The 22,680-nt window shown below is 60.6% G+C and carries 20 protein-coding genes; 12 read left to right on the top strand and 8 right to left on the bottom strand.

Features of this window, described 5'->3' with window-relative positions; translation table 11 throughout:
- The first annotated feature begins 54 nt into the window (after positions 1-54).
- Positions 55-2,271 carry a putative bifunctional diguanylate cyclase/phosphodiesterase gene (locus K9857_RS18665; protein WP_224538141.1) on the top strand — a complete coding sequence of 739 codons (2,217 nt, stop codon included), beginning with the start codon at positions 55-57 and terminating at the stop codon, positions 2,269-2,271.
- Here K9857_RS18665 and K9857_RS18660 read toward each other — a convergent pair.
- Positions 2,228-3,124, bottom strand: coding sequence for an NAD(P)-dependent oxidoreductase (locus K9857_RS18660; protein ID WP_224538140.1), 897 nt, complete (start codon positions 3,122-3,124; stop codon positions 2,228-2,230). The two genes, K9857_RS18665 and K9857_RS18660, sit on opposite strands and share 44 nt — an antisense overlap.
- Before the next feature lie 197 nt (positions 3,125-3,321).
- Between K9857_RS18660 and K9857_RS18655 the strand changes: the two genes are divergently transcribed.
- Entirely contained in the window at positions 3,322-5,520 is a 2,199-nt protein-coding gene (locus K9857_RS18655; protein WP_224538138.1) for a hypothetical protein, read from the top strand.
- A gap of 308 nt (positions 5,521-5,828) precedes the next feature.
- Here K9857_RS18655 and K9857_RS18650 read toward each other — a convergent pair whose 3' ends face one another.
- Positions 5,829-6,134: a DUF2288 domain-containing protein gene (locus tag K9857_RS18650; RefSeq protein ID WP_224538135.1), complete on the bottom strand. Its 306-nt coding sequence runs from the start codon at positions 6,132-6,134 to the stop codon at positions 5,829-5,831.
- A 348-nt stretch (positions 6,135-6,482) separates the two neighbouring features.
- Between K9857_RS18650 and K9857_RS18645 the strand changes: the two genes are divergently transcribed.
- The 5 genes from K9857_RS18645 to K9857_RS18625 all read left to right on the top strand — a co-directional run bounded on the left by K9857_RS18645 (position 6,483) and on the right by K9857_RS18625 (position 11,486).
- Positions 6,483-7,610 (top strand): branched-chain amino acid ABC transporter substrate-binding protein, encoded by a 1,128-nt coding sequence (locus tag K9857_RS18645; RefSeq protein ID WP_224538134.1) that lies wholly within the window; start codon positions 6,483-6,485, stop codon positions 7,608-7,610.
- Positions 7,611-7,843: 233 nt separating this feature from the next.
- On the top strand, positions 7,844-8,767 hold the full coding sequence (gene livH, locus K9857_RS18640; RefSeq protein ID WP_224538132.1) for a high-affinity branched-chain amino acid ABC transporter permease LivH: 924 nt from the start codon (positions 7,844-7,846) through the stop codon (positions 8,765-8,767).
- Complete coding sequence (locus K9857_RS18635) at positions 8,764-10,020, top strand: high-affinity branched-chain amino acid ABC transporter permease LivM (protein WP_224538131.1); 1,257 nt, start codon at positions 8,764-8,766, stop codon at positions 10,018-10,020. The genes livH and K9857_RS18635 overlap by 4 nt, the downstream gene beginning before the upstream one ends.
- Positions 10,017-10,784: a high-affinity branched-chain amino acid ABC transporter ATP-binding protein LivG gene (gene livG / locus K9857_RS18630; RefSeq protein ID WP_224538129.1), complete on the top strand. Its 768-nt coding sequence runs from the start codon at positions 10,017-10,019 to the stop codon at positions 10,782-10,784. The genes K9857_RS18635 and livG overlap by 4 nt, the downstream gene beginning before the upstream one ends.
- Positions 10,785-11,486 carry an ABC transporter ATP-binding protein gene (locus tag K9857_RS18625; RefSeq protein ID WP_175379892.1) on the top strand — a complete coding sequence of 234 codons (702 nt, stop codon included), beginning with the start codon at positions 10,785-10,787 and terminating at the stop codon, positions 11,484-11,486.
- Positions 11,487-11,653: 167 nt separating this feature from the next.
- Here K9857_RS18625 and K9857_RS18620 read toward each other — a convergent pair whose 3' ends face one another.
- Positions 11,654-12,562, bottom strand: a complete 909-nt coding sequence (locus K9857_RS18620) for a LysR family transcriptional regulator (RefSeq protein WP_224538128.1) — start codon at positions 12,560-12,562, stop codon at positions 11,654-11,656.
- 105 nt (positions 12,563-12,667) lie between these two features.
- On the opposite strand from K9857_RS18620, the gene K9857_RS18615 reads away from it, so the two are divergent.
- From K9857_RS18615 to K9857_RS18605, 3 genes are all read left to right on the top strand, one after another.
- The gene (locus tag K9857_RS18615; protein ID WP_224538125.1) at positions 12,668-13,264 is read left to right on the top strand and encodes a short chain dehydrogenase; all 597 of its coding nucleotides are present in this window, start codon (positions 12,668-12,670) and stop codon (positions 13,262-13,264) included.
- A gap of 85 nt (positions 13,265-13,349) precedes the next feature.
- Positions 13,350-14,015: a COG3650 family protein gene (locus K9857_RS18610; RefSeq protein WP_224538123.1), complete on the top strand. Its 666-nt coding sequence runs from the start codon at positions 13,350-13,352 to the stop codon at positions 14,013-14,015.
- A gap of 95 nt (positions 14,016-14,110) precedes the next feature.
- Entirely contained in the window at positions 14,111-15,724 is a 1,614-nt protein-coding gene (locus K9857_RS18605; protein WP_224538121.1) for an NAD(P)/FAD-dependent oxidoreductase, read from the top strand.
- A gap of 144 nt (positions 15,725-15,868) precedes the next feature.
- Here the strand turns inward: K9857_RS18605 and K9857_RS18600 are convergent, their stop codons facing one another.
- Positions 15,869-16,966, bottom strand: coding sequence for a PLP-dependent cysteine synthase family protein (locus tag K9857_RS18600; RefSeq protein ID WP_224538152.1), 1,098 nt, complete (start codon positions 16,964-16,966; stop codon positions 15,869-15,871).
- A 233-nt stretch (positions 16,967-17,199) separates the two neighbouring features.
- On the opposite strand from K9857_RS18600, the gene nhaA reads away from it, so the two are divergent.
- Positions 17,200-18,387, top strand: a complete 1,188-nt coding sequence (gene nhaA / locus K9857_RS18595; RefSeq protein ID WP_224538119.1) for a Na+/H+ antiporter NhaA — start codon at positions 17,200-17,202, stop codon at positions 18,385-18,387.
- 80 nt (positions 18,388-18,467) lie between these two features.
- Here the strand turns inward: nhaA and K9857_RS18590 are convergent, their stop codons facing one another.
- Positions 18,468-18,932 carry a glycine zipper 2TM domain-containing protein gene (locus K9857_RS18590; RefSeq protein WP_056856122.1) on the bottom strand — a complete coding sequence of 155 codons (465 nt, stop codon included), beginning with the start codon at positions 18,930-18,932 and terminating at the stop codon, positions 18,468-18,470.
- Positions 18,933-19,097: 165 nt separating this feature from the next.
- Between K9857_RS18590 and K9857_RS18585 the strand changes: the two genes are divergently transcribed.
- Positions 19,098-19,334 (top strand): hypothetical protein, encoded by a 237-nt coding sequence (locus K9857_RS18585; RefSeq protein WP_224538117.1) that lies wholly within the window; start codon positions 19,098-19,100, stop codon positions 19,332-19,334.
- A 5-nt stretch (positions 19,335-19,339) separates the two neighbouring features.
- On the opposite strand, the gene pdxH is transcribed toward K9857_RS18585, so the two are convergent.
- The 3 genes from pdxH to K9857_RS18570 form a co-directional block, all read right to left on the bottom strand.
- Entirely contained in the window at positions 19,340-19,987 is a 648-nt protein-coding gene (gene pdxH / locus K9857_RS18580) for a pyridoxamine 5'-phosphate oxidase (protein ID WP_224538116.1), read from the bottom strand.
- Between the two features lie 24 nt (positions 19,988-20,011).
- Positions 20,012-21,109, bottom strand: a complete 1,098-nt coding sequence (locus K9857_RS18575) for an OmpA family protein (protein WP_224538113.1) — start codon at positions 21,107-21,109, stop codon at positions 20,012-20,014.
- Positions 21,110-21,224: 115 nt separating this feature from the next.
- On the bottom strand, positions 21,225-22,370 hold the full coding sequence (locus K9857_RS18570; protein ID WP_224538111.1) for a serine hydrolase domain-containing protein: 1,146 nt from the start codon (positions 22,368-22,370) through the stop codon (positions 21,225-21,227).
- Positions 22,371-22,680: the final 310 nt, after the last annotated feature.

Raw genomic sequence — 22,680 nt, 5'->3', positions numbered from 1 at the left:
TCCTTGCACTCTCCGGTGTCATTGCACCGGTCAAAGGAACGAACGGGGCATCTTATGGAGTGGTTGGGCCTGCATTTCGCTGCCGGGCTGCCAGAAAACGGGCAGGTCATACTCAATTGTGTACATGACCCGTTTCTGGTCCTTCTGGCATTTCTGGTCGCCTGTGCCGGCAGCTTCGCCACGCTGGACATGGCCGAGCGGGTCGCGCATGCCGACAAGGCCGCCTCTCGCCGGCTCTGGCGCTGGGTCGGCGCCGGCTGTCTGGCCGGTGGCATCTGGGCCATGCACTTCATCGGCATGCTGGCCTTCCAGGCCCCCATCAATGTGCACTACCAGCTGCCGGTTACACTTGCCTCTCTGCTGATTGCCCTGATCGCGTCATGGTTGGCGATGCAAACCCTCAGTCGCCCCGCCTTGAGCTTCTGGCATTGCCTGAAAGCGTCGATCTGGGTCGGCCTGGGTATCGCCACCATGCATTACGTGGGCATGTCCGCCCTGCGCTCGCAGGCGGTCATCTACTACCAGCCGATCCTGTTTGCCCTGTCTATCGTGATTGCGATCGGCGCCAGCCTCGCGGCATTGCTGCTGTCGAGTTACCTGCGTAGCGGCACCGGCATGTTCCATCAACTGCTCAAGTACTGCGCCAGCCTGGTGCTGGGCACCGGCATTGTGAGCATGCACTTCACCGGCATGGCGGCCTTCGACCTGGTGCTGCCCGCCGGCAGCGTCCTGACTCAACCAGGGGCGAACAATCACTTTCAACTGGGCCTGACAGTGGCGGTCATCACCCTGCTGATCATCGGCAGCAGCATCAGCGCGGCGCTGGCGGACAAGAAGCTGCAACACAAGGAAAAAGACCTGCAGCGAGTCAACTCCCTTCTGAGCCAGCTGGATCAGGCGCGGGCGTCACTGCAGCAGGTCGCACACTTCGATCCATTGACCAACCTGATCAACCGCCGCGGATTCAACCAGCTGTTTGCCGAAAAGCTCATCGAGAAAACCCACGACGGCGGCATCATGGCCGTGCTGTTCCTCGACATTGACCACTTCAAGCGCATCAATGACAGCCTCGGCCACGACGCCGGAGACGAATTGCTCAAGGTCTTGGCCGACCACATCAAAAGCTCGGTGCGCAGCCACGAAGACGTGGTGGCGCGTTTCGGCGGCGATGAGTTCTGCGTGCTGATCAATCTGCAGGATCGCGAAGAAGCCCGACAACTGGCCCAGCGCATCATGTTGAAAATGAAGGATCCGATCGAGCTGGCCGGGCGGCGCATGGTCATGACCACCAGCATCGGTATCAGCCTGTTCCCCGAGGACGGCACGACCTGTGACGAACTGCTGAAACACGCAGACCTGGCGCTCTATCAGTCCAAAGGCAGTGGGCGCAACGGCCTGAACTTCTTCAGCGCCAACCTCAAGACCCGCGCCACGCTGGAGCTGCAACTGGAGGAAGAGCTGCGCCACGCGTTGCGCGAAGACGCCGGGCTGATGCTCTTTTACCAGCCGATCTACAACCTGAAGACAGGCGAGGTCGGCAAACTTGAAGCATTGCTTCGCTGGCAACATCCGGTCCACGGATTGCTCGCTCCTGACCGGTTCATCCCCCTCGCCGAAGCCAATGGCCTGATCGCCGAGCTGGACAACTGGGTGCTTCACAAGGCCTGCGAGGACTTGGGTGAGCTGTCGAAACAGGGTTGCGAGTCCCTGAAAATCGCCGTGAACTGCTCGCCCCTGAGTCTGGCCCGCGAGGAACTGGCCGGGCAGATCGAGCAGGCCTTGCGCAGCGCCGGGGTGGCGCCGCAACGGCTGGAACTGGAGGTGACCGAAAATGCGTTGATGGGCAATATCGCCGACACCCTGGAACTGCTGCGACAGATCAAGGCCTTGGGCGTGGCGCTGTCGATCGATGATTTCGGCACCGGTTACTCGTCCCTGGCCTACCTCAAGCGTCTGCCGCTCAACACGTTGAAGATCGACCGCTCGTTCATTCAGGAGATTCCCAATTCGACCCAGGACATGGAGATCGTTCAGGCGATCATCGCCATGGCCCATACCCTGCACCTGGAAGTGGTGACCGAAGGCGTCGAGACCTTCGAGCAATATCAGTTCCTCGAAAGCCACGACTGCGATTTCGCTCAGGGCTACCTGCTCAGCCGCCCGGTACCGCTGTCGGAGCTGCTACCGGTGCTGAACGAGATCAACCAGCGCAAGAACCGCTTCTCGCTTACGCCATTGAGTCTGGTTCGCGGTACATCCGCACTAATGTAGAAGGGTCTTTTTCCAGATTCCCCTGGCTGCCATGCAGCCGCATCAGTTGCGCCGCCAGGCCGCTGACCGGTGTCGCCGAGCCCTGTTCACGAGAAAACTTCACCGCCGTGTCCAGATCCTTGAGCAAAGTGCGCACGTGCCATTTCACCGGTTCGAAACGGCTCTCGGCCATTTGCGGGGCAAGGATCTGCAGGGGTTTGGAGTCGGCAAAGCCACCGGCCAGCGCCTCGGCGATCAGGCTGGCATCGACCCCGGAACGCTCGGCCAGCGCCACCACTTCGGCAATCACCAGCGCATTGCAGGCCACGATCATCTGGTTGCAGGCCTTGGTCACCTGCCCTGCCCCGACCGCGCCCATGTGCGTCACGCGCTGCCCGAGACTCAGCAGGACCGGTTTGACGCGCTCGAGATCCGCCGCCTCGCCGCCGACCATGATCGCCAGACTGCCCGCCTCGGCACCGACCACGCCGCCGGACACCGGCGCATCGAGCCAGGCCATGCCGGTGCGGCTGGCAAGTTCCGCCGCCATTTCCCGGGTCGCGGTAGGTTCCAGGCTGGAAAAGTCCACCAGCAACTGACCGCTTTTGGCGCCTTCGACGATGCCCGCCGCGCCAAACACCACGTCACGCACCACCGAAGTGTCCGCCAGGCACAACATCACCACGTCAGCGTGCTGGCACAGCTGCGCGGGGCTCGCGACCTGCCGGGCACCGGCCTCGACCAGTGCCGCGCACTTGGCCGGATTGCGGTTCCACACTGTCAGCGGATACCCCGCCGCCAGCAGGCGCAGGCACATTGGCAGGCCCATCAGGCCAATTCCGGCAAACCCCAACGAAGGTAGCGTTGACATCATTTTGCCTCTTTTCGATTAAAGAACGCCAAATAGTGGCCGATTCATCGTGAGCAGAAAAGGATTTCCCCGAGCGAACCTCAGGCCGCGGCCTCTGACGCTTGGATTAAATACGCGCTGATAAAAGACGCGAGTTCTCATTCCGTGACGGTTCGACGACCCAGTCGTGCGACCAAAACAGCCCAGGTAGATGGCGAACAATGACTTCCAAAAACAATCCGGCCACTGCGGTTTCCGACCTGACCTTGAGCCCTGCGGCAAACACCCCGGTTTCATCGAAGCCATTGCTCCCGTCACGCCCGCTGGGAACCCAGCAATACCTGTATTTCACCGAGACCAACACCGACCGCATACTCGATAACCTCGACGGCCTGCGCGACATGGTGTTCCCGCGCCCACCGCATCTGGAAGTCGACAACGAACAGCACAACGACCAGGAATTCCCGTCGGTGTGCCTGATCGGCCTGGGGCGCTGCGGTTCGAACATTGCGCTGGACGTCGCCGAACTGGTGTACAACGCGCGCAAGTTCTACCTCAACGAATTCAACAACGAAGATCGTCTGTCGCCGGACAAGCGCTACGCCGAAAAGGGCTACAGCCCGGCGCAGTGGATCCGCAACAACCTGCGCCTGATGCCGAACAAGGCCACCAAACCGGTGTTCCTGGTCGAGCCGCTGGTGATGCTGGGCGATCTGGACAAGGACATCGCCGGCCGCATCCGCTTCTCGCGCAAGGGCGAAAAAAGCGGTTTCCTGCGCGACTACAGCAAAATGAAAATCATGGACCTGTCGGAAGTCCATGCCGGTGGCGCCGGTAACGCGCCGATTCTCGGCCAGTACCTGGCCAAGATCATCCTGAACAAGGACACCCAGCGTTTCTCCAGCCCCGACTGGAAAATGATCCACTCGTACCTGATCGACAGCTGCGGCATCAAGGCCAACCAGTCGCGCCTGTACTTCTCGATCTTCAGCGCCGGCGGCGGTACGGGTTCGGGCATGGCCTCGGAATTCGGCCTGGCCCAGCAGCACTCGTACATGAACAAGACGTTCGACACCAAGCCGGTGGACGAGCACGACAGCAAGAGCGGTCACTCCTTCGTCTTCGAGCCGATCTTCACCAGCGGCATCTGCGTCCTGCCGAACATTTCCGACCACCGCAGCGAAATGTCCGAAGCGCTGCACATCAACGCCGGTCGGCTGCTGTGTAAATATCTGTCGGAAGAGTGGGACTTCTCCTACAACTTCGCCAACGAAGACAGCAGCGAAGCCAGCGTCATGGGCCGTATCCGCCCGTGGAACGCGATGATGCTGATCTCCAACGACATCATGCGTTACGCCGAAGAGAACGATGACGGCAACATCCAGAACATTGATGTCAATGCCATGGAAAAGCATGCCAACCAGTACATCTCGCAGCAGATCTTCAACATTCTGACGGCGCAGGCGGTCACCACCGACTACGACCAGAACTATTTCCGACGCGCCGGCATCGATATCGGCGAAACCATTCGCCTGGACGCCAACGACCTGTTCATGAGTCTCGCCGGCCCGGTGGCAATCGCCTACGCCGAGTCCGTCGTCCCGGAAACCCCGGCGCCGACCGGAGACAAGTTCAAGGTGTTCGAGAAAGAACAGCAGCGCCTGAACATCGACGACCTGTTCTTCCGTTCCATCGACCTGCCGCACTTCAACAAGGTCACCCAGGCGATCGAAGGCATCAGCCTGCTGCCGATCGAGTCCAAGCGCTACCGCGCGTCGCTGGAGCAGTACAAGAACTCGGGCTACGACGCCGCGGCGCTGCACGACCTGCATTTCTTCAAGAACTGCTCATCGGTTGTCTCGATCGTCTCGCTGCCCAAGGACTACAAACTGTCCTACATGGACCTGAACCGGTTGAAGACTCACCTCAACAGCCTGTTTCCCAACACCACGCTCAAGCGTTACGCGCTGGTGATCGGCGCCTCGGCCAACCTGTCGCTGACCACCCTGATCGCCAAGAGCCCGTGCCTGTCGGACGATTTCCTGACCCTGATCGTGGCCTTCATCAAGCGCTGCTTCGCCCGTAATCCGTACCGCTTCGATGACACCCTGGACCACTCGATCCTGGACTTCATCATCAGCGAGCAATTCGACGAAGAACGCATCGACGACCTGCTCAACGAGTTCGAGAACCCGGCGAAGATCCTCGATACCAACTGGTACGCGATCAAGCCGATGTACGAGAAGAAATACCGCGAGCTGATCAACGACAAGGACAAGTTCGTCTCGATCAACGACATCCGCCTGTCCCGGGATTGCGTGAAGAAGGCGATCAAGTACCTGCGCGAGATCTACCGTCACCGCATTGGCAAGACCAAGGTCATTTCGCTCAATAACCATACGGGCAAGACCGCTTACTAAGCGGCGCGCCATTCGCGAGCAAGTCGAATCGTCGCACCGCCGCTCCCACATTTGACCGCGCTCCGTCAGGAGGAATGCGATCGAATGTGGGAGCGGGCTTGCTCGCGAAAGCGGTCTGACATCCACCGCTGAACTTACAGATTGTCACCCCGGAAACAATTGAGCAGCCCTCTGGCCACCCCTTCAACTGTTCCCGTTACGTTTACGTCACCGTGAGGCTGTGGCCTTTCTCTACGGCAAGGTGCCATCACGCTACTCGGCTACACACTTTTAGCCGCAGGAATCGCGCACCAACAAGGTGCACACATTCAATCCCCTGCTCTTTCCTGGATCAGGATCCACGGCGAAACCACCACCGCCCACAATTCCGGATCACGCTCGAAAAGATCCAGCGCCCGCGTTTCAGACAGCTTGGCGAGCTTGTCGTCGGCCAACCAGGCAGCCACTTTCTCGCCCTCATCGCTGGCCACGGCTTCGGCGGCGGCGATCAAATCCAGAGTCGGGTCGACCCACAATAGGGCACCCTTGGCGAAGAACGGCTCCAGTTCCTTCCATGAAATAGATGCGGTTTCACCAAGCAGCTTGGCATAGAGGGTGCTAGGTTCTTCGTTCATGGGTCTGTCCGGAAATGAAATTGACGCAATGATAACGTCGGTGGTCTGGCAGAAAAACCCGGTAGCAATTTGCAGTACCGAATGAAAAGAGCAGGAAAGCCAAGGAATGCACGGAATCTGGCTATAAGCCCGTCAATACCCCGCCGCAATTCTGTCTTTTTCTTTCAAATTAGCGACACCCCCAAGTTTTGCCCCCCGGCGCCAGCTTCCCAGGCTGACAATCGGCGCTCTACACTGTACCGGTACAGTTGCCGAGGGGCTTTTCCGGGGAATGTCGTGGACACTGACCCGGTTCTGCTGCCTGAGGCGCCAGGACTATAAAAACTACAACAGTAAGAGTGGAGCACTATGACTAAGGCTACTAAGCAGATTTCCAAACTGTTTGCCGCTATGGTTCTGGCCGGGGTTGCCAGCCATTCGTTCGCAGCTGACACCATCAAGATCGGCATCGCCGGCCCTAAAACCGGTCCTGTAGCCCAATACGGCGACATGCAGTTCAGTGGCGCCAAAATGGCCATCGAACAAATCAACGCCAAAGGCGGTGTAGACGGCAAGAAACTCGAAGCCGTCGAGTACGACGACGCCTGTGATCCGAAACAAGCGGTAGCGGTAGCGAACAAGGTCGTCAACGACGGCGTCAAGTTCGTGGTCGGCCACCTGTGCTCCAGCTCCACCCAACCGGCTTCGGACATCTACGAAGACGAAGGCGTGATCATGATCACCCCGGCTGCCACCAGCCCGGACATCACCGCCCGTGGTTACAAAATGATCTTCCGTACCATCGGTCTGGACAGCGCCCAGGGCCCTGCCGCCGGTAACTACATTGCCGATCACGTAAAACCTAAAGTCGTTGCCGTTCTGCACGACAAGCAACAGTACGGTGAAGGCATCGCCACCGCCGTGAAGAAGACCCTTGAAGGCAAGAACGTCAAGGTTGCCGTGTTCGAAGGCGTCAACGCCGGCGACAAGGACTTCTCCTCGATCATCGCCAAGCTCAAGCAAGCCAACGTCGACTTCGTCTACTACGGCGGCTACCACCCGGAGCTGGGTCTGATCCTGCGTCAAGCCCAGGAAAAAGGCCTGAAAGCCAAGTTCATGGGTCCGGAAGGCGTGGGTAACGATTCCATCTCGCAGATCGCCAAGGACGCTTCCGAAGGCCTGCTGGTAACCCTGCCGAAGTCCTTCGACCAGGATCCTGCCAACGTTGCCCTGGTTGATGCATTCAAGGCCAAGAAAGAAGATCCAAGCGGTCCGTTCGTGTTCCCGGCCTTCTCGGCTGTGGAAGTGATCGCCGAAGGCATCAAGTCCGCCAAGTCCGAAGACACCGCCAAAGTGGCTGAAGCCATCCACAAAGGCACCTTCAAGACTCCTACCGGCGACCTGAGCTTCGACGACAAGGGCGACCTGAAAGACTTCAAATTCGTGGTTTACGAGTGGCACTTCGGCAAACCAAAAACTGAAGCTTCGCCTCAGTAAGGCCTTGCCTGACTGACTGCCCACAAAGCCCACGGCACGCCGTGGGCTTTGTTTTACGAACGTACCTGGGCCGTGCTGGCGTGATCCGCTAGTCTCCCCACCTGAAAATCTCAAAACCGTCATCAGCGGTTCGCTGGCAAAACCCGGATTCGAAGTGGATGCAGATCCACGGGGCCCGGGCGGGAAAATGACTCCACCAGTGAAATGCGTATCAGGTTTTTAGGAGCGCTGTAATGCCTGACATCTATCACTTCTTCCAACAGCTGGTTAATGGTCTGACCATTGGCAGCACGTATGCCCTGATCGCCATCGGCTATACGATGGTTTACGGCATCATTGGAATGATCAACTTCGCCCACGGCGAGGTGTACATGATCGGTTCCTACGTGGCGTTCATCGCCATCGCGGGCCTGGCCATGCTGGGACTCGACAGCGTTCCGCTGTTGATGACCGCCGCTTTCCTGGCGACCATCGTCGTCACCAGTGCCTACGGCTACAGCATCGAACGGATCGCCTATCGCCCCTTGCGCGGCAGCAACCGTCTGATCCCGCTGATTTCCGCCATCGGCATGTCGATCTTCCTGCAGAACACGGTTCTGCTGGCGCAAGACTCCAAGGACAAATCCATTCCCAACCTGATCCCGGGCAACTTTGCCTTCGGTCCAGGTGGCGCACATGAAGTGCTGATTTCCTACATGCAAATCGTGGTGTTCGTGGTGACCCTGGTCGCCATGCTCGGCCTGACCCTGTTCATCTCCCGCTCTCGCCTGGGCCGCGCCTGCCGCGCCTGTGCCGAAGACATCAAGATGGCCAACCTGCTGGGTATCAACACCAACAACATCATCGCCCTGACCTTCGTCATCGGTGCCGCACTGGCGGCCGTCGCGGCCGTGCTGCTGAGCATGCAATACGGCGTGATCAACCCGAACGCCGGTTTCCTGGTCGGCCTCAAGGCCTTCACCGCAGCGGTACTGGGCGGTATCGGCAGCATTCCGGGCGCCATGCTCGGCGGGCTGGTACTGGGTGTAGCGGAAGCCTTCGGCGCCGATATTTTCGGCGACCAGTACAAGGACGTCGTGGCCTTCGGTCTCTTGGTTTTGGTGTTGTTGTTCCGGCCAACCGGCCTGCTGGGTCGTCCGGAGGTTGAGAAAGTATGACTAGGAATCTTAAACAGGCACTGTTCAGTGCCTTGCTGGTGTGGGCTGTCGCCTACCCGGTACTGGGTCTGAAGCTGACCATCGTCGGCATCAACCTGGAAGTCCACGGCACCAGCACCACCACGCTGATCACCATCGCCCTGTGCTCGGTACTGATGTTCCTGCGTGTGCTGTTCGACCAGCAGATCAGCTCCGTCTGGCGTTCGTCGTCCCGGGGTCCGCTGATTCCGGCCAAGGCCAGCAACTTCCTGACCCTGCCGACCACTCAGCGCTGGATCATCATCGCGCTCATTGCCGGTGCCCTGATCTGGCCGTTCTTCGGCTCCCGTGGCGCGGTGGACATCGCGACACTGGTTCTGATCTACGTGATGCTTGGCCTGGGCCTGAACATCGTGGTCGGCTTGGCCGGTCTGCTGGACCTCGGTTACGTCGGCTTCTACGCCGTCGGCGCCTACAGCTACGCGCTGCTGTCGCACTACTACGGTCTGAGCTTCTGGATCTGCCTGCCGATCGCCGGCCTGATGGCGGCCACCTTCGGCTTCCTGCTGGGCTTCCCGGTCCTGCGTCTGCGTGGTGACTATCTGGCGATCGTGACCCTGGGCTTCGGTGAAATCATCCGTCTGTTCCTGCGTAACCTGACCGATATCACCGGTGGTCCGAACGGTATCAGCAACATCGAGAAACCGACGTTCTTCGGCCTGACCTTCGAGCGCAAGGCCGCCGAAGGGATGCAGACCTTCCACGAGTACTTCGGCCTGGAATACAACTCGATCAACAAGGTGATCTTCCTCTACCTGGTCGCGTTGCTCCTGGCACTGGCTGCTCTGTTCGTCATCAACCGCCTGCTGCGCATGCCACTGGGCCGCGCGTGGGAAGCGTTGCGTGAAGACGAGATCGCCTGCCGCGCCCTGGGTCTGAATCCAACCATCATCAAACTGTCGGCCTTTACCCTGGGTGCCAGCTTCGCCGGTTTCGCCGGTAGCTTCTTCGCTGCCCGTCAGGGTCTGGTGACGCCGGAATCCTTCACCTTCATCGAGTCGGCGATCATCCTCGCCATCGTCGTATTGGGTGGCATGGGCTCGCAGCTGGGCGTGATCCTGGCGGCCGTGGTGATGATCCTGCTGCCGGAAATGATGCGTGAGTTCAGCGAATACCGCATGTTGATGTTCGGTGCCTTGATGGTACTGATGATGATCTGGCGCCCTCAGGGTCTGCTGCCCATGCAACGTCCTCACATGGAGCTGCGCAAATGAGCCGCGAGATCCTTAAAGTAGAAAATCTGAGCATGCGCTTCGGCGGCCTGCTGGCGGTCAATGGCGTTGGCTTGAGCGTGAAGGAGAAACAAGTGGTTGCGCTGATCGGCCCCAACGGCGCCGGCAAGACCACCGTGTTCAACTGCCTGACCGGCTTCTACAAGCCGAGCGGCGGCAGCATCAAGCTGGACGGCGAAGCCATCGAAGGCCTGCCGGGCCACAAGATCGCCCTCAAAGGCGTGGTGCGTACCTTCCAGAACGTGCGGCTGTTCAAGGACATGACCGCGGTCGAGAACCTCTTGATCGCCCAGCATCGCCACCTGAACACCAACTTCCTGTCCGGCCTGTTCAAGACTCCGTCGTTCCGCAAGAGCGAACGCGAGGCCATGGAATACGCCGAGTACTGGCTGGACAAGGTCAACCTGCGCGAATTCGCCAACCGTACGGCCGGCACCCTGGCCTACGGTCAGCAGCGTCGCCTGGAAATCGCCCGTTGCATGATGACCCGCCCGCGGATCCTCATGCTCGACGAACCGGCAGCCGGCCTGAACCCCAAGGAAACCGAAGATCTGAAGCAACTGATCAGCGTGTTGCGTGAGGAGCACAACGTAACCGTGCTGCTGATCGAACACGACATGAAACTGGTCATGAGCATTTCCGACCACATCGTCGTGATCAACCAGGGCACGCCTCTGGCCGACGGTACGCCGGAACAGATCCGCGACAATCCTGATGTGATCAAAGCCTACCTGGGGGAAGCGTAAATGCTGCAGTTCGAAAACGTTTCCACCTTCTACGGCAAGATCCAGGCCCTGCACAGCGTCAACGTCGAAGTCCGCCAGGGCGAGATCGTGACGCTGATCGGCGCCAACGGTGCCGGCAAGTCCACGCTGCTGATGACCCTGTGCGGTTCGCCGCGGGCCCACAGCGGCAGCATCCGCTACATGGGTGAGGAACTGGTCGGTCAGGATTCTTCGCAGATCATGCGCAAGAGCATCGCGGTGGTGCCGGAAGGTCGTCGGGTGTTTTCCCGCCTGACCGTGGAAGAAAACCTGGCCATGGGCGGTTTCTTCACCGACAAGGGCGACTATCAGGAACAGATGGACAAGGTCCTCGGACTTTTCCCGCGCCTGAAAGAACGCTTCAACCAGCGCGGCGGCACCATGTCCGGCGGTGAACAGCAAATGCTCGCCATCGGCCGTGCGCTGATGAGCAAGCCCAAGCTGTTGCTGCTCGACGAGCCTTCGCTGGGTCTGGCACCGATCATCATCCAGCAGATTTTCGACATCATCGAACAGCTGCGCAAGGACGGTGTGACGGTGTTCCTGGTGGAGCAGAACGCCAACCAGGCGCTGAAAATCGCCGACCGCGCCTACGTGCTGGAAAACGGCCGTGTTGTGATGCAAGGCACCGGTGAAAGCCTGCTGACCGACCCGAAAGTGCGCGAAGCGTACCTGGGTGGCTGAACCATTGCGGTAAACAGAAAACGGCCTTCGGGCCGTTTTTTTGTGCCTGTCACAGTCCCGATCACAATGATGCCCACTGTGGGAGCGAGCCTGCTCGCGATTGCGGTGGATCAACCGACATCAATGTCGGATCTAAAACCATCGCGAGCAGGCTCGCTCCCACAGGGTCAGAGCCTGTCCAAAGCCTCCCCACTGCGCTTGAACCACCCCATCAAATAATCCGCCAGCACCTGCGTGCGCTTCGGCAACCCACCCTGATACGGGTGCACCAGATACATCGGCATGCTGCGCGTCTGATAGTCGCGCAAAAGCCAGCGCAAGCGACCCTCAGCCAATTCAGTCGGCAGCAGGTAGGACGGCAAACGCGCAATCCCCGCCCCCGCCAGCGCAGCTTTTTTCAGCAGGTTGTAATGGTTACTGGCAAACGGCCCGGAGACCCGCACCCGCAGCAACTCATGCTGCTGGTGATACAGCCATTCCTCGCGGCCGCTGTAGTGGCTGTTGAGCAGACAGCGGTGTTCGGCCAGCGCCTGGGGCGTCTGCGGTTCGCCGTAGCGCTCCAGATAAGCCGGGCTGGCGCAGGTCATTTCGTGCCAGGCCAACAGCGGGCGCGCCACCAGTCGCTGGTCGATGGCGGCATCCGAGCGAATCGCCAGGTCGAAGCCATCCCGGGACAGTTCGCGGTAGTCGTTGCTCAGATCCAGCTCGATCTGGACTTCGGGGTACTTGCTGGAGAACTCCAGCAACAGGCCATCGAAAAACGTTTCCCCCAGCGACACCGGCACGGTCATGCGCACCGGGCCGGCCATGTCGTCCTTCAATCGAGCCAGCGCCTGACGCGCCCGTTCGACCTGGGCCACCAGCGCCTGCGCCTGGGGCAACAACGCCGCGCCGGCCGCCGTCAGGTTCAGACGCCGCGTGGTGCGCTGCAGCAGCACCACGGAGAACTGCGCTTCCAGCTGGCTGATGCGCTTGGACAGCTGGCCCTTGCTGCAACCGAGCTGCTGGGCCGCCAGGGTGAAACTGCCCGCCTCGACCAACACCGCAAACGCCGCCAGATCATCCATCTCGCTCATGGATTGTTTCCAATAGAAAACCAAAGGTTGCCTATTAGCGCGCTTATCAATGGAAAAAACCACTCTAAACTGAAGCCACATTCAACCCACTGGAGCAACGGCAGCATGAAAATCCTTTTGATCGGCGCAGGCGGCACCATTGGCAAGGCCATCGACAAAGAACTCTCCCCACGTCACGAAATCGTCCGCATCGGCCGCACCAGCGGTGATTTCCATGTGGATATCAGCGACAGCGCCTCGATTCGCAAACTGTTCGAACAAACCGGTAAATTCGATGCGCTGATCTGCGCCGCCGGCAACGTGACCTTCGCCCCGCTGGCGGAAATGACCGAGGACAGCTTCGCCCTGGGCCTGAAAGACAAGCTGATGGGCCAGGTCAACCTGCTGCTGATCGGCCGTGAATTCGCCAATGACGGCGCCTCGTTCACTTTCACCACCGGCGTGCTCAGCCACGATCCGATCCGCAGCGGCGCCTCCGCAGCGCTGGTCAACGGTGCACTGGACAGCTTCGTCCGTGCCGCGGCCATCGAACTGCCGCGCGGTCTGCGCGTGAACTCGATCAGCCCGAACGTGCTGGTGGAAGCCATGGATAAATACGCGCCGTACTTCCGCGGCTTCAAACCGGTTCCGGCTGTGGATGTGGCATTGGCCTACGCCAAAAGTGTCGAAGGACTGCAGACCGGTCAGACCTTTCACATCTGATCGCAGTCTTCGGCAGCTCCAACACGAGGGTTGTGATGAACGGTCAGGCTGAGTAACGTGGCGACACTTGTCAGGAGACCCCAAGATGCGTGTTGCCCGTTCCTTAGTCGTTGTTGCCCTGCTCCCCCTGTTCGCGGCCTGCCAGTTGTTCGACGGATCCCGCGAAAGCGCGTCCCATGTGGGCCAGACCCGCATGCAGGGGCAGTTGAGCGCAGCCGATGGCAAACTGCTGTTCCAGCCCTGCGGCGAACAGCGCCGTCTTGTGGTCAACGACACCGGCAACACCAGCGTCCTGCAACAGGCCGCCAGCCTGGCCGATGCACAGGGCAAACTTTTTGCCGATGTGCGCGGTCGGATCGTTGCCGGTTCCGGTGACGGCCAACTTGACCTGGAACAGCTATATCGCGTCGAGCGCTCGGCCAATGCCTGTGCCGATCCCGATTTCAAAAAACTGATCCTGCGCGCTGCCGGCCACAACCCCGAGTGGAGCGTGAACGTCAGCGGCAAGGGCATGGTCATCGACCGCACCGGCCAGCCACCTTTGGCGGTGCCTTATGTCGAAGAACAACTGGGCGATGGCCGATTCAACCTCAGCACCGAAGCCAACAATCAGCACATCGAGTTGTGGGCCGCCCCGCAACGCTGCATCGACAGCCAAACAGGCAGCGTCCAGCACATGAGCGCCGAGTTGCGCATCAACGGCCAGGTGCAGCGCGGTTGCGGGTATTTCGGCGGTTCGCGCGACGACTGATCGTTTAGGCCTCACGGGACCCGGCCTTTGCGGCTTATAATCGCCGGTTTCAAACGCCCTGGCGCAGTTGTGCGCCCCGCGAACCGGATCCCGTCATGTTACGAATCACCGAACTCAAGCTGCCGATCGACCATCCCGATGAAGACCTGCGCGCTGCCATCGTGCAACGCCTGGGCATCGCCAGCGATGACTTGCTCGACTTCACCTTGTTCAAGCGCAGCTACGACGCGCGCAAAAAGTCTTCCGAACTGTGCTTCATCTACACCATCGACCTCAACGTTCGCGATGAGGGCTCGGTGCTGCGCAAGTTCGCCGATGACCGTAACGTCAACGAGGCGCCGGATGTCAGCTACAAGATGGTCGGCCAGGCACCGGCCGACCTGAGCGCACGCCCGGTGGTGGTCGGTTTCGGCCCTTGCGGTATCTTCGCCGGGCTGCTGCTGGCACAGATGGGCTTCAAGCCGATCATCCTCGAGCGTGGTCCCGACGTGCGCCAGCGCACCAAGGACACCTGGGGCCTGTGGCGTAAAAGCGTGCTCAACCCCGAGTCCAATGTGCAGTTCGGCGAAGGCGGTGCGGGGACGTTCTCCGACGGCAAGCTCTACAGCCAGATCAAGGACCCGAAATTCGTCGGCCGCAAAGTCCTGCACGAGTTCGTCAAGGCCGGCGCGCCGGAAGAAATCCTCTACGTCAGCAAACCGCACATCGGTACGTTCCGACTGACCGGTGTGGTGGAAACCATGCGTGAGGAAATCCGTGCCCTGGGCGGCGAAGTGCGCTTCCAGCAGCGGGTGACCGATGTGCTGATCGAAGACGGCCAGCTGGTTGGCGTCGAACTCGATGGCGGCGAGCAGATCCATTCGAAACACGTGATTCTGGCCCTCGGCCACAGCGCCCGTGACACCTTCCGCATGCTCCACGCCCGCGGCGTGTACATGGAAGCCAAGCCGTTCTCGGTGGGTTTCCGCATCGAACACCCGCAATCGCTGATCGACCGCGCGCGCCTGGGCAAGTACGCCGGCCACCCGAAGCTCGGCGCCGCCGACTACAAACTGGTGCATCACGCCAAAAACGGCCGTTCGGTCTACAGCTTCTGCATGTGCCCGGGCGGCACCGTGGTGGCAGCGACCTCCGAGCCCAATCGCGTGGTCACCAACGGCATGAGCCAGTACTCGCGAAACGAGCGCAACGCCAACTCCGGGATCGTCGTCGGGATCAGCCCGGAAGTCGATTACCCGGGCGGCCCGCTGGCGGGCATCGAGTTGCAGGAACGCCTGGAATCCCACGCGTTTGTCCTGGGTGGCAGCAACTACGAAGCACCGGCGCAACTGGTCGGCGACTTCATCGCCGGCAAGCCGTCCACCGAGCTGGGCAGCGTTGAACCGTCCTACAAGCCGGGGGTTGCCTTGGGTGACTTGGCCCTGGCTTTGCCAGCGTTCGCCATCGAAGCCATTCGCGAAGCCTTGCCGGCCTTCGAGAAGCAAATTCGCGGTTACTCGCTGCACGACGCGGTACTAACCGGGATCGAGACTCGCACCTCGTCGCCATTGCGGATTACCCGTAACGAGTCGATGCAGAGCCTGAACGTGAAGGGTCTGTTCCCGGCCGGTGAAGGCGCGGGCTACGCGGGCGGGATTCTGTCGGCGGGTGTGGACGGGATTCGGATTGCCGAGGCGGTGGCGCGGGATATTTTGGGTCTAGAAGCCTGATAAACCCTGGCTGAAGTAACACAAACCCCTGTGGGAGCGGGCTTGCTCGCGAATGCGGAGTGTCAGTCGCCATAGATAGTGCATGACACTCCGCCTTCGCGAGCAAGCCCGCTCCCACATTGGTCCGTTGTTGCCTGAAAGACTTCAGATATTGGCCCGCAAAACACTCTCCGGCAGCGCCTCGCCGCGCTCGACCGTCGCGGCCACCGCCGCCATCAACCCGCTCAACTCATACCCCTCGGCCTTGAGCCATTTCTGATCGTAGTAAGTGGTGGCATAACGCTCGCCGCTGTCACACAGGATCGCCACGATCGACCCCGTCTCCCCCGCTGCAGCCATTTGCTGCGCCGCCATCAAGGCGCCGATCAGGTTGGTGCCGCTCGACCCGCCGACATGCCGCCCCAGGCGCTCGGCCAGGTAATGCATGGCCGCCAGCGACAAGGCATCCGGCACCTTGACCATCGCATCGATCACCTTGGGCAGGAACGAAGCCTCGACCCGTGGGCGGCCAATGCCTTCGATACGCGAACCGTGATCCAGGCGCAGGCTGGCATCGCCGGTCTGGTAGTAATCGAAAAACACCGAACGCTCGGCGTCGGCACACAGCACGCGGGTGCAGTGCTGACGATAGCGTACATAGCGTCCCAAGGTGGCCGTGGTGCCGCCGGTGCCGGGGCTGGAGATCAGCCAGCTCGGCTCGGGATGCTTCTCGAATCGCATCTGCTGGAAGATTGATTCCGCGATGTTGTTGTTCGCCCGCCAGTCGGTGGCGCGCTCGGCGTAGGTAAACTGATCGATGAAATGCCCGTCGTGCTCGCGCGCCAGGCGCTCGGACTCGGCGTAGATCTGCGTCGGGTCATCCACCAGATGCGTCTGGCCACCGTAGAAAGCGATCTGCGCGATCTTTTCCTTGGAAGTGCTGGCCGGCACCACCGCAATGAACGGCACGCCCAGCAAGCGGGCGAAGTACGCCTCGGAAATCGCCGTCGAACCACTGGACGCCTCGATCACTGGCGCGCCAGGCTTGAGCCAGCCGTTACACAGCGCATACAGGAACAGCGAACGGGCCAGACGGTGCTTGAGGCTGCCGGTGGGATGGCTCGATTCATCCTTGAAATACAGCTCGATGCCTGGAAAGCCCGGCAGCGGCAATGGGATCAAGTGGGTGTCGGCGCTACGCTGGAAGTCGGCTTCGATGATCCGGATGGCTTCGCGGGCCCACTGGCGGTTGTCGCTCATGATGATTTTTCTCGTTGGATCGGCAGGAGTCTGACTCAAACGTCAAGCTTAGGAAAAAACCTACATCGCGCACAGGTACAGCTGGGGTTCAATACGCCCGGCAACTGCTAGGCTCAGGTCGCAAGGCCGGAGCGTTCTGTAACGACATATAACAAAAAAGAATATAACTTTTGTTTTAACGTCTAAGGGGACGGGTTAGGGTGTCCCACCTTTTGACCTCGGATGGAGAGCGAACCTTGCCTCTGCGTAGCACTTTCACACGTTTCTTTCAGTTGGAAGCTGCCAGCGGTCTGCTACTGATCGCGGCTGCCGTTCTGGCGCTAATCATCAACAACTCCTCGCTGTCCTGGCTGTACAACGGCCTGCTGGACACGCCGGTGGTGGCGCAGGTCGGCGCGCTGAAGATCGCCAAGCCGCTGCTGCTGTGGATCAACGACGGCCTGATGGCGTTGTTCTTCCTGTTGATCGGCCTGGAAGTCAAACGCGAAGTCCTCGACGGACAACTGTCCAAACCCTCGCAAATCGTCCTGCCCGGCGCCGCTGCCATTGGCGGCATGGTGGTGCCGGCGCTGATCTACTGGTTCCTCAACCGGGATAATCCGGCGGCCCTGGACGGCTGGGCGATCCCCACTGCCACCGACATCGCCTTCGCCCTCGGCGTGCTGGCGCTGCTGGGCAAGCGAGTTCCGGTGTCGCTGAAACTGTTCCTGATGACCCTGGCGATCATCGACGACCTGGGCGCGATCATCATCATTGCGATCTTCTACTCGGGCGCCCTGTCTACCCTCTCTCTGGCGTTGGCCGCAGCCTGCATCGCGGCGCTGATCGGCATGAACCGGCTGGGCGTGGTCAAGCTAGGTCCTTACATGATCATCGGCCTGATCCTCTGGGTCTGCGTCCTCAAGAGCGGTGTGCACGCCACGCTGGCCGGCGTGACCCTGGCCTTCTGCATTCCACTGCGCACCCGCAATGCCGAATCGTCGCCGTTGCTGACCCTGGAACACGCGCTGCATCCGTGGGTGGCCTACGGCATCCTGCCGCTGTTCGCCTTTGCCAATGCCGGCCTGTCCCTGAGCGGGGTGACCGCCGAAAGCTTCACCCATCACGTGCCAATGGGCATCGCGATCGGCCTGCTGCTGGGCAAGACGATCGGTGTGTTCGGCCTTACATGGCTGGCGGTGAAAACCGGCATCGCCGCCCTGCCCCAGGGCGCGAACTGGGGCCAGGTGCTGGGCGTGGCGATTCTCTGCGGGATCGGCTTCACCATGAGCCTCTTTGTTGGATCCCTCGCGTTTGTACCGGGCGCCAGCGAATACGCGGGAATGGACAGGATGGGCATCCTGACCGGTTCAATACTGGCGGCCTTGATCGGTTATGCGGTGACGGCGATGGCGAGCCGCCAGAAAGTGCTGCAACCCGCATAAACCCGGCGATCATTTTCCCGAAGCACAAAAAACCCCGACCAGTTCACCTGGTCGGGGTTTTTCTTTAACCAGCTTTGCGCTTAGTGCGTAACGCGACTTGTACCGTCGACAGTGGCGATACGAACACGCTCGCCCACGCGGAATACTTCGTTTTCCTGAACCTGTTGCACGTAGGCGCGCATGCTGCCGTCGTCTTCGCGCACGGTGATTTCCACGCCTTGGGTACGGGTAAGGCCTTCTTCGGCCGCCGAACCGACCAGACCGCCAGCCACCGCGCCGATGACTGCAGCGACGATGCTGCCGCGACCGCCACCGATGGCGCTGCCGCCAACGCCGCCGACTGCCGCACCGGCCAGGCCGCCAATCGGGGTCTTGGTGCCTTCGATCTTCACCGGGCGCAGGGCTTCGATGGTGCCCATACGAACGGTCTGCACGCGACGCGCTTCGTCACGGGAGTAAGAGTCACCGGTCAGGCTCGATTGGCAACCAGTGAGCAACATCGCCATCGTGGAAAAAGAAGCAACCAGCAGAACAGACTTACGCATAGCATCAACTCCAAAGGACAGGTATCCATTAAACTCCGCGGCTTGACGCCTGTCACGGCATCGCCCGGATAAAACTGCTTTCATTCAGTTTCAGTACAGGCGCTCGCGGATTTCCCACACATTAGCGGTAAATTCGGCAATCTGCGCCGTTGGGCGAGGATTTTCATGGATTACTTCATCATTGTCATCACGACCGTCGCCGGGTTGTACTTCCACTGGTGGCTGTACGTACGGATAAAACGCTGGATGGATCGCGATCTGGCCTTGGCACTGGCTGGCGGAGACGAACGCAAAAAAGCATTCATGCTCCAGCAACTGGCGAACGCTCAAGCGCAAAAGATCAAGCGTCGGGACCTGCCGCAATGGCTGGAGGCCGCTGCGACAGGCTACTCCGATCGGTAGACTGCCTAGGGTGCCAGACGTTCAAGAATCCAGTCGGCGCCCTGCAAACGATAGTTCAGACGATCATGCAGACGGCTTGCGCGCCCCTGCCAGAACTCGATGCGCTTTGGTAACAAACGGTAACCACCCCAGTGCTCCGGGCAGTGCGGCTGGCTGTCGCTGAAACGTTGCTCGGTGTCCTTGAGCAGCGTTTCCAGTTCGGCGCGATCGGCAATCACCCGGCTCTGCGGTGAAGCCCAGGCTCCCAGGCGACTGCCCAGCGGGCGAACCTGGTAATAGGCATCGGACTCTTCAGGGGTCACTTTCACTACCCGCCCTTCAATGCGCACCTGACGTTCCAGGGTCGGCCAGAAAAAAGTCATGGCCGCGAACGGGTTCGCGGCCAGCTGCTGGCCCTTGGCACTGTCATAGTTGGTGAAGAAGGTGAAACCCTGGGCATCCAGGCCTTTGAGCAGCAGGATGCGGCAATGCGGACGACCGTCCTCGTCGACCGTGGCCAAGGTCATGGCATTGGCTTCCACCGGTGCCTGCTCGGTTTTCACCGCATCGGCGAACCATTGATGGAACAGCGCGAACGGCTCGGCCGGGGCTTGCGCCTCGGTCAGGCCATCACGGGTGTAGTCGCGGCGCATATCTGCCAGAGCCTTGGTCATGGCGCATTCCTTTTGGTTAACGAATCACTTCTTTGTGGCGTCGGCGGTGGCGACTTTCTTGCTGTCGGCAGCGGCTTTGGCCGGCGCGGTCTTTTTCGCCGGGGTCGCGGTTTTGGCCGGTGCCTTCTTGGCTGGGACCTTGGCGGCTTTCTTCGCCGGGGCTTTCTTGGCAACCGGTGCAGCAGCTTTCTTCGCATCGGCAGGCGCAGGCGTCACTGGCTTGGCGGCCGGCTTGACGTCCTGGGCTGCGACCATGCGTACAGGCGCCGGTGCCGGCATGTTGTACTTGGCCAACAGCGCGACCATGGTGTCCTGCGGCGTCACCAGCATTTCCACGCGACGGTTCAGGGCACGGCCTTCGTTGCTGTCATTGGCGGCACGCGGAGCGTCACCGCCCATGCCACGCAAGCTCAGGCGATCACGTTGCAGGCCGCTCAGACGGAAGATCGCCGCGACAGATTGTGCGCGTTCCTGGCTCAGCTTGACGTTCGCTGGCGCGGCGCCCGACGTATCGCTATGGCCGAGCACCAGCACGGCAGTCTTGGGGTCAGCTTCGAGGATTTTTGCCACGCGGGTGAACGGGCCCAGGGTTACCGGCAGCAGCATGGCCGGACGGTCCGGGTTGAACGACCCTTCGACCGGCGCGATCACCACCAGCACGTTTTCACGGCGCTCGAGTTGCAGGTTGCTGTCCTTGATCGCGGTGCGCAGGCGCGGCTCATAGTCGTCGAGCCAGGCCTGGGTGACTTTCGGATCCGGCATTGGCACGGCTTTGGCAGCGGCTTTGTCATCGCCGCCAAACGGCCACCACCACTTGCCGCCCGAGTCGGCATTTGCCTTGGCGACTTCAACTGGTTTGGCTTCAGGCTTCACTTCCGGCTTCTTGTCGAGCACTTCGTCGGAGCCGAACGGCCAGTACCAGGGGCTGGAGCTATCAGCCTTCGCGACTGGTGCAACAGCGGGCTTGACCGGTGCAGGAGCTGGAGCCGGTTCTTTTGCCGCAACCTTGTCATTGGAACTGAACGGCCACCAGCTGCCGCCATCTGCATCATTTTTCGGGTTCTGTGCGCAACCGGTAACAGCGATGCACAGTGCCAAGGCGAGGGTTGGTTTGGTTGACATTGGATATCCACAAAAAATGAAGTCAAAAAAAGCAGGCCCGCTACAGCCCGTATAAACGCAGGATTAGAAACTTAAATGGCTGTCAGGTTCCGGATTCCCGACCTGTGAACCGGATTTACAGACAAGTGGCCAGTACCCGAGCGAGCTTTTGCGCGCGCGGATCCATCAAGACGTACGGCCCCAGGGTATTTGTCACAAAACCGAAGGCCACATCGTGCTCGGGATCAGCGAAACCGATGGAGCCGCCTGCGCCAGGATGCCCGAAAGCACGCGGGCCGAGGCCGTAGGTAGCGTTGGGCACATCCGGTTGATCGAGCATGCAGCCCAGGCCGAAACGGGTGCGGGTCAACAGGGTCTTGTCTTCGCCGACGCTGTGCTCGCGGGTCAACTCGTCGAGCATTTCGCCTTCCAGCAGGCTGCCATCGAGCAGACCGGCGTAGAACCCGGCCAAACTGCGAGCGTTACCGTGGCCATTAGCCGCCGGTTGCTGCATGCGCCGCCATTCCGGTTTGTTGGTGCTGGTCAGCACCGAAGGTGGGTTGGTGAAGGCGCGAGTGGTCATGGCCGTCGGCTCACGCATCGTCACCTGCAGCAGGCGCTGGGCCGCAGCATCACCGGCGTTACCCTTGCCCCGGGCAATATGCGCCACGCGATAAAATTCTTCATCGGCCAAGCCGACGTGGAAATCCAGTCCCAAAGGCTTGGCCACCCGAGCCACGATGGAGTCACCCGGCCCGCGACCGTCGACACGCCGCAACAATTCTCCGATCAGCCAGCCGTAGGTGATGGCGGCATAACCATGCCCCTCGCCCGGCGCCCACCAAGGGGCCTCGGCAGCAAGAGCGTCGACCATGGTTTGCCAGTCGTAAAGCGCCTCTGGAGCCAGCAATTCGCGCAACGCCGGCAGACCGGCCTGATGGCATAGCAACTGGCGCAGGGTGATGGATTCCTTGCCCGCAGCAGCGAATTCGGGCCAGTAGCGAGCAACCGGAACATCCAGCTGCAACTTGCCCTCGGCCACCAGTTGCAGCGCAGTCACGGCGGTAAAGGTCTTGGTGCACGAAAACAGATTGGCAATGGTATCGCTGTGCCAAGCCTCGGCGCCGTCCTTATCGGAAGTGCCGGACCACAGATCAAGCACGGTTTCACCACCGACCTTGATGCACAACGCCGCACCACGCTCCTGAGGATCCTCGAACAGCGCCGCAAACGCCTCACGCACCGCCTCGAACTTAAGCTCGTAATGACCCTGAATCTGCACCCGTGACTCCCCGGAAAACGCTCTACAAAGAGGCCCGCATTGTTCCAGCCCTTGAAGGTTTTGGAAACAGGTGCGGGCCGGGCGGTTGTGATCTTCATGTTGATTCGGGTGGGTTTCGTGTGTGGGGGGTGTGTAGGAGCTGACGAGTGAAACGAGGCTGCGATCTTTTAAGATCAAACAATCGCAGCCTTCGGCAACACCTACACGGGACCGCGGCCAGGCCGGCCGGTAGGCCGCCTCGCTTTTGATTTTGAAGTGCCCCGTCGGAAGGCCGAGTGGAGGTTCTGCGCAGTGGGCAACCCGGCATGGA

Source organism: Pseudomonas sp. REP124 (assembly GCF_020164475.1).
In the GTDB taxonomy this organism is placed as follows: Bacteria; Pseudomonadota; Gammaproteobacteria; order Pseudomonadales; family Pseudomonadaceae; genus Aquipseudomonas.
This window is presented reverse-complemented; position numbering and strand designations above follow the sequence as displayed.

Bases quoted from the DNA above. Each gene is read 5' to 3' on its own strand.
- K9857_RS18645 (WP_224538134.1), top strand. From the start codon at position 6,483: ATGACTAAGGCTACTAAGCAGATTTCCAAACTGTTTGCCGCTATGGTT.
- livG (WP_224538129.1), top strand. From the start codon at position 10,017: ATGAGCCGCGAGATCCTTAAAGTAGAAAATCTGAGCATGCGCTTCGGC.
- K9857_RS18620 (WP_224538128.1), bottom strand. From the start codon at position 12,562: ATGAGCGAGATGGATGATCTGGCGGCGTTTGCGGTGTTGGTCGAGGCG.
- K9857_RS18625 (WP_175379892.1), top strand. From the start codon at position 10,785: ATGCTGCAGTTCGAAAACGTTTCCACCTTCTACGGCAAGATCCAGGCC.
- K9857_RS18575 (WP_224538113.1), bottom strand. From the start codon at position 21,109: ATGTCAACCAAACCAACCCTCGCCTTGGCACTGTGCATCGCTGTTACC.
- K9857_RS18635 (WP_224538131.1), top strand. From the start codon at position 8,764: ATGACTAGGAATCTTAAACAGGCACTGTTCAGTGCCTTGCTGGTGTGG.
- livH (WP_224538132.1), top strand. From the start codon at position 7,844: ATGCCTGACATCTATCACTTCTTCCAACAGCTGGTTAATGGTCTGACC.
- K9857_RS18655 (WP_224538138.1), top strand. From the start codon at position 3,322: ATGACTTCCAAAAACAATCCGGCCACTGCGGTTTCCGACCTGACCTTG.
- K9857_RS18615 (WP_224538125.1), top strand. From the start codon at position 12,668: ATGAAAATCCTTTTGATCGGCGCAGGCGGCACCATTGGCAAGGCCATC.
- K9857_RS18605 (WP_224538121.1), top strand. From the start codon at position 14,111: ATGTTACGAATCACCGAACTCAAGCTGCCGATCGACCATCCCGATGAA.
- K9857_RS18660 (WP_224538140.1), bottom strand. From the start codon at position 3,124: ATGATGTCAACGCTACCTTCGTTGGGGTTTGCCGGAATTGGCCTGATG.
- K9857_RS18610 (WP_224538123.1), top strand. From the start codon at position 13,350: ATGCGTGTTGCCCGTTCCTTAGTCGTTGTTGCCCTGCTCCCCCTGTTC.
- pdxH (WP_224538116.1), bottom strand. From the start codon at position 19,987: ATGACCAAGGCTCTGGCAGATATGCGCCGCGACTACACCCGTGATGGC.
- K9857_RS18665 (WP_224538141.1), top strand. From the start codon at position 55: ATGGAGTGGTTGGGCCTGCATTTCGCTGCCGGGCTGCCAGAAAACGGG.
- K9857_RS18590 (WP_056856122.1), bottom strand. From the start codon at position 18,932: ATGCGTAAGTCTGTTCTGCTGGTTGCTTCTTTTTCCACGATGGCGATG.
- K9857_RS18650 (WP_224538135.1), bottom strand. From the start codon at position 6,134: ATGAACGAAGAACCTAGCACCCTCTATGCCAAGCTGCTTGGTGAAACC.
- K9857_RS18585 (WP_224538117.1), top strand. From the start codon at position 19,098: ATGGATTACTTCATCATTGTCATCACGACCGTCGCCGGGTTGTACTTC.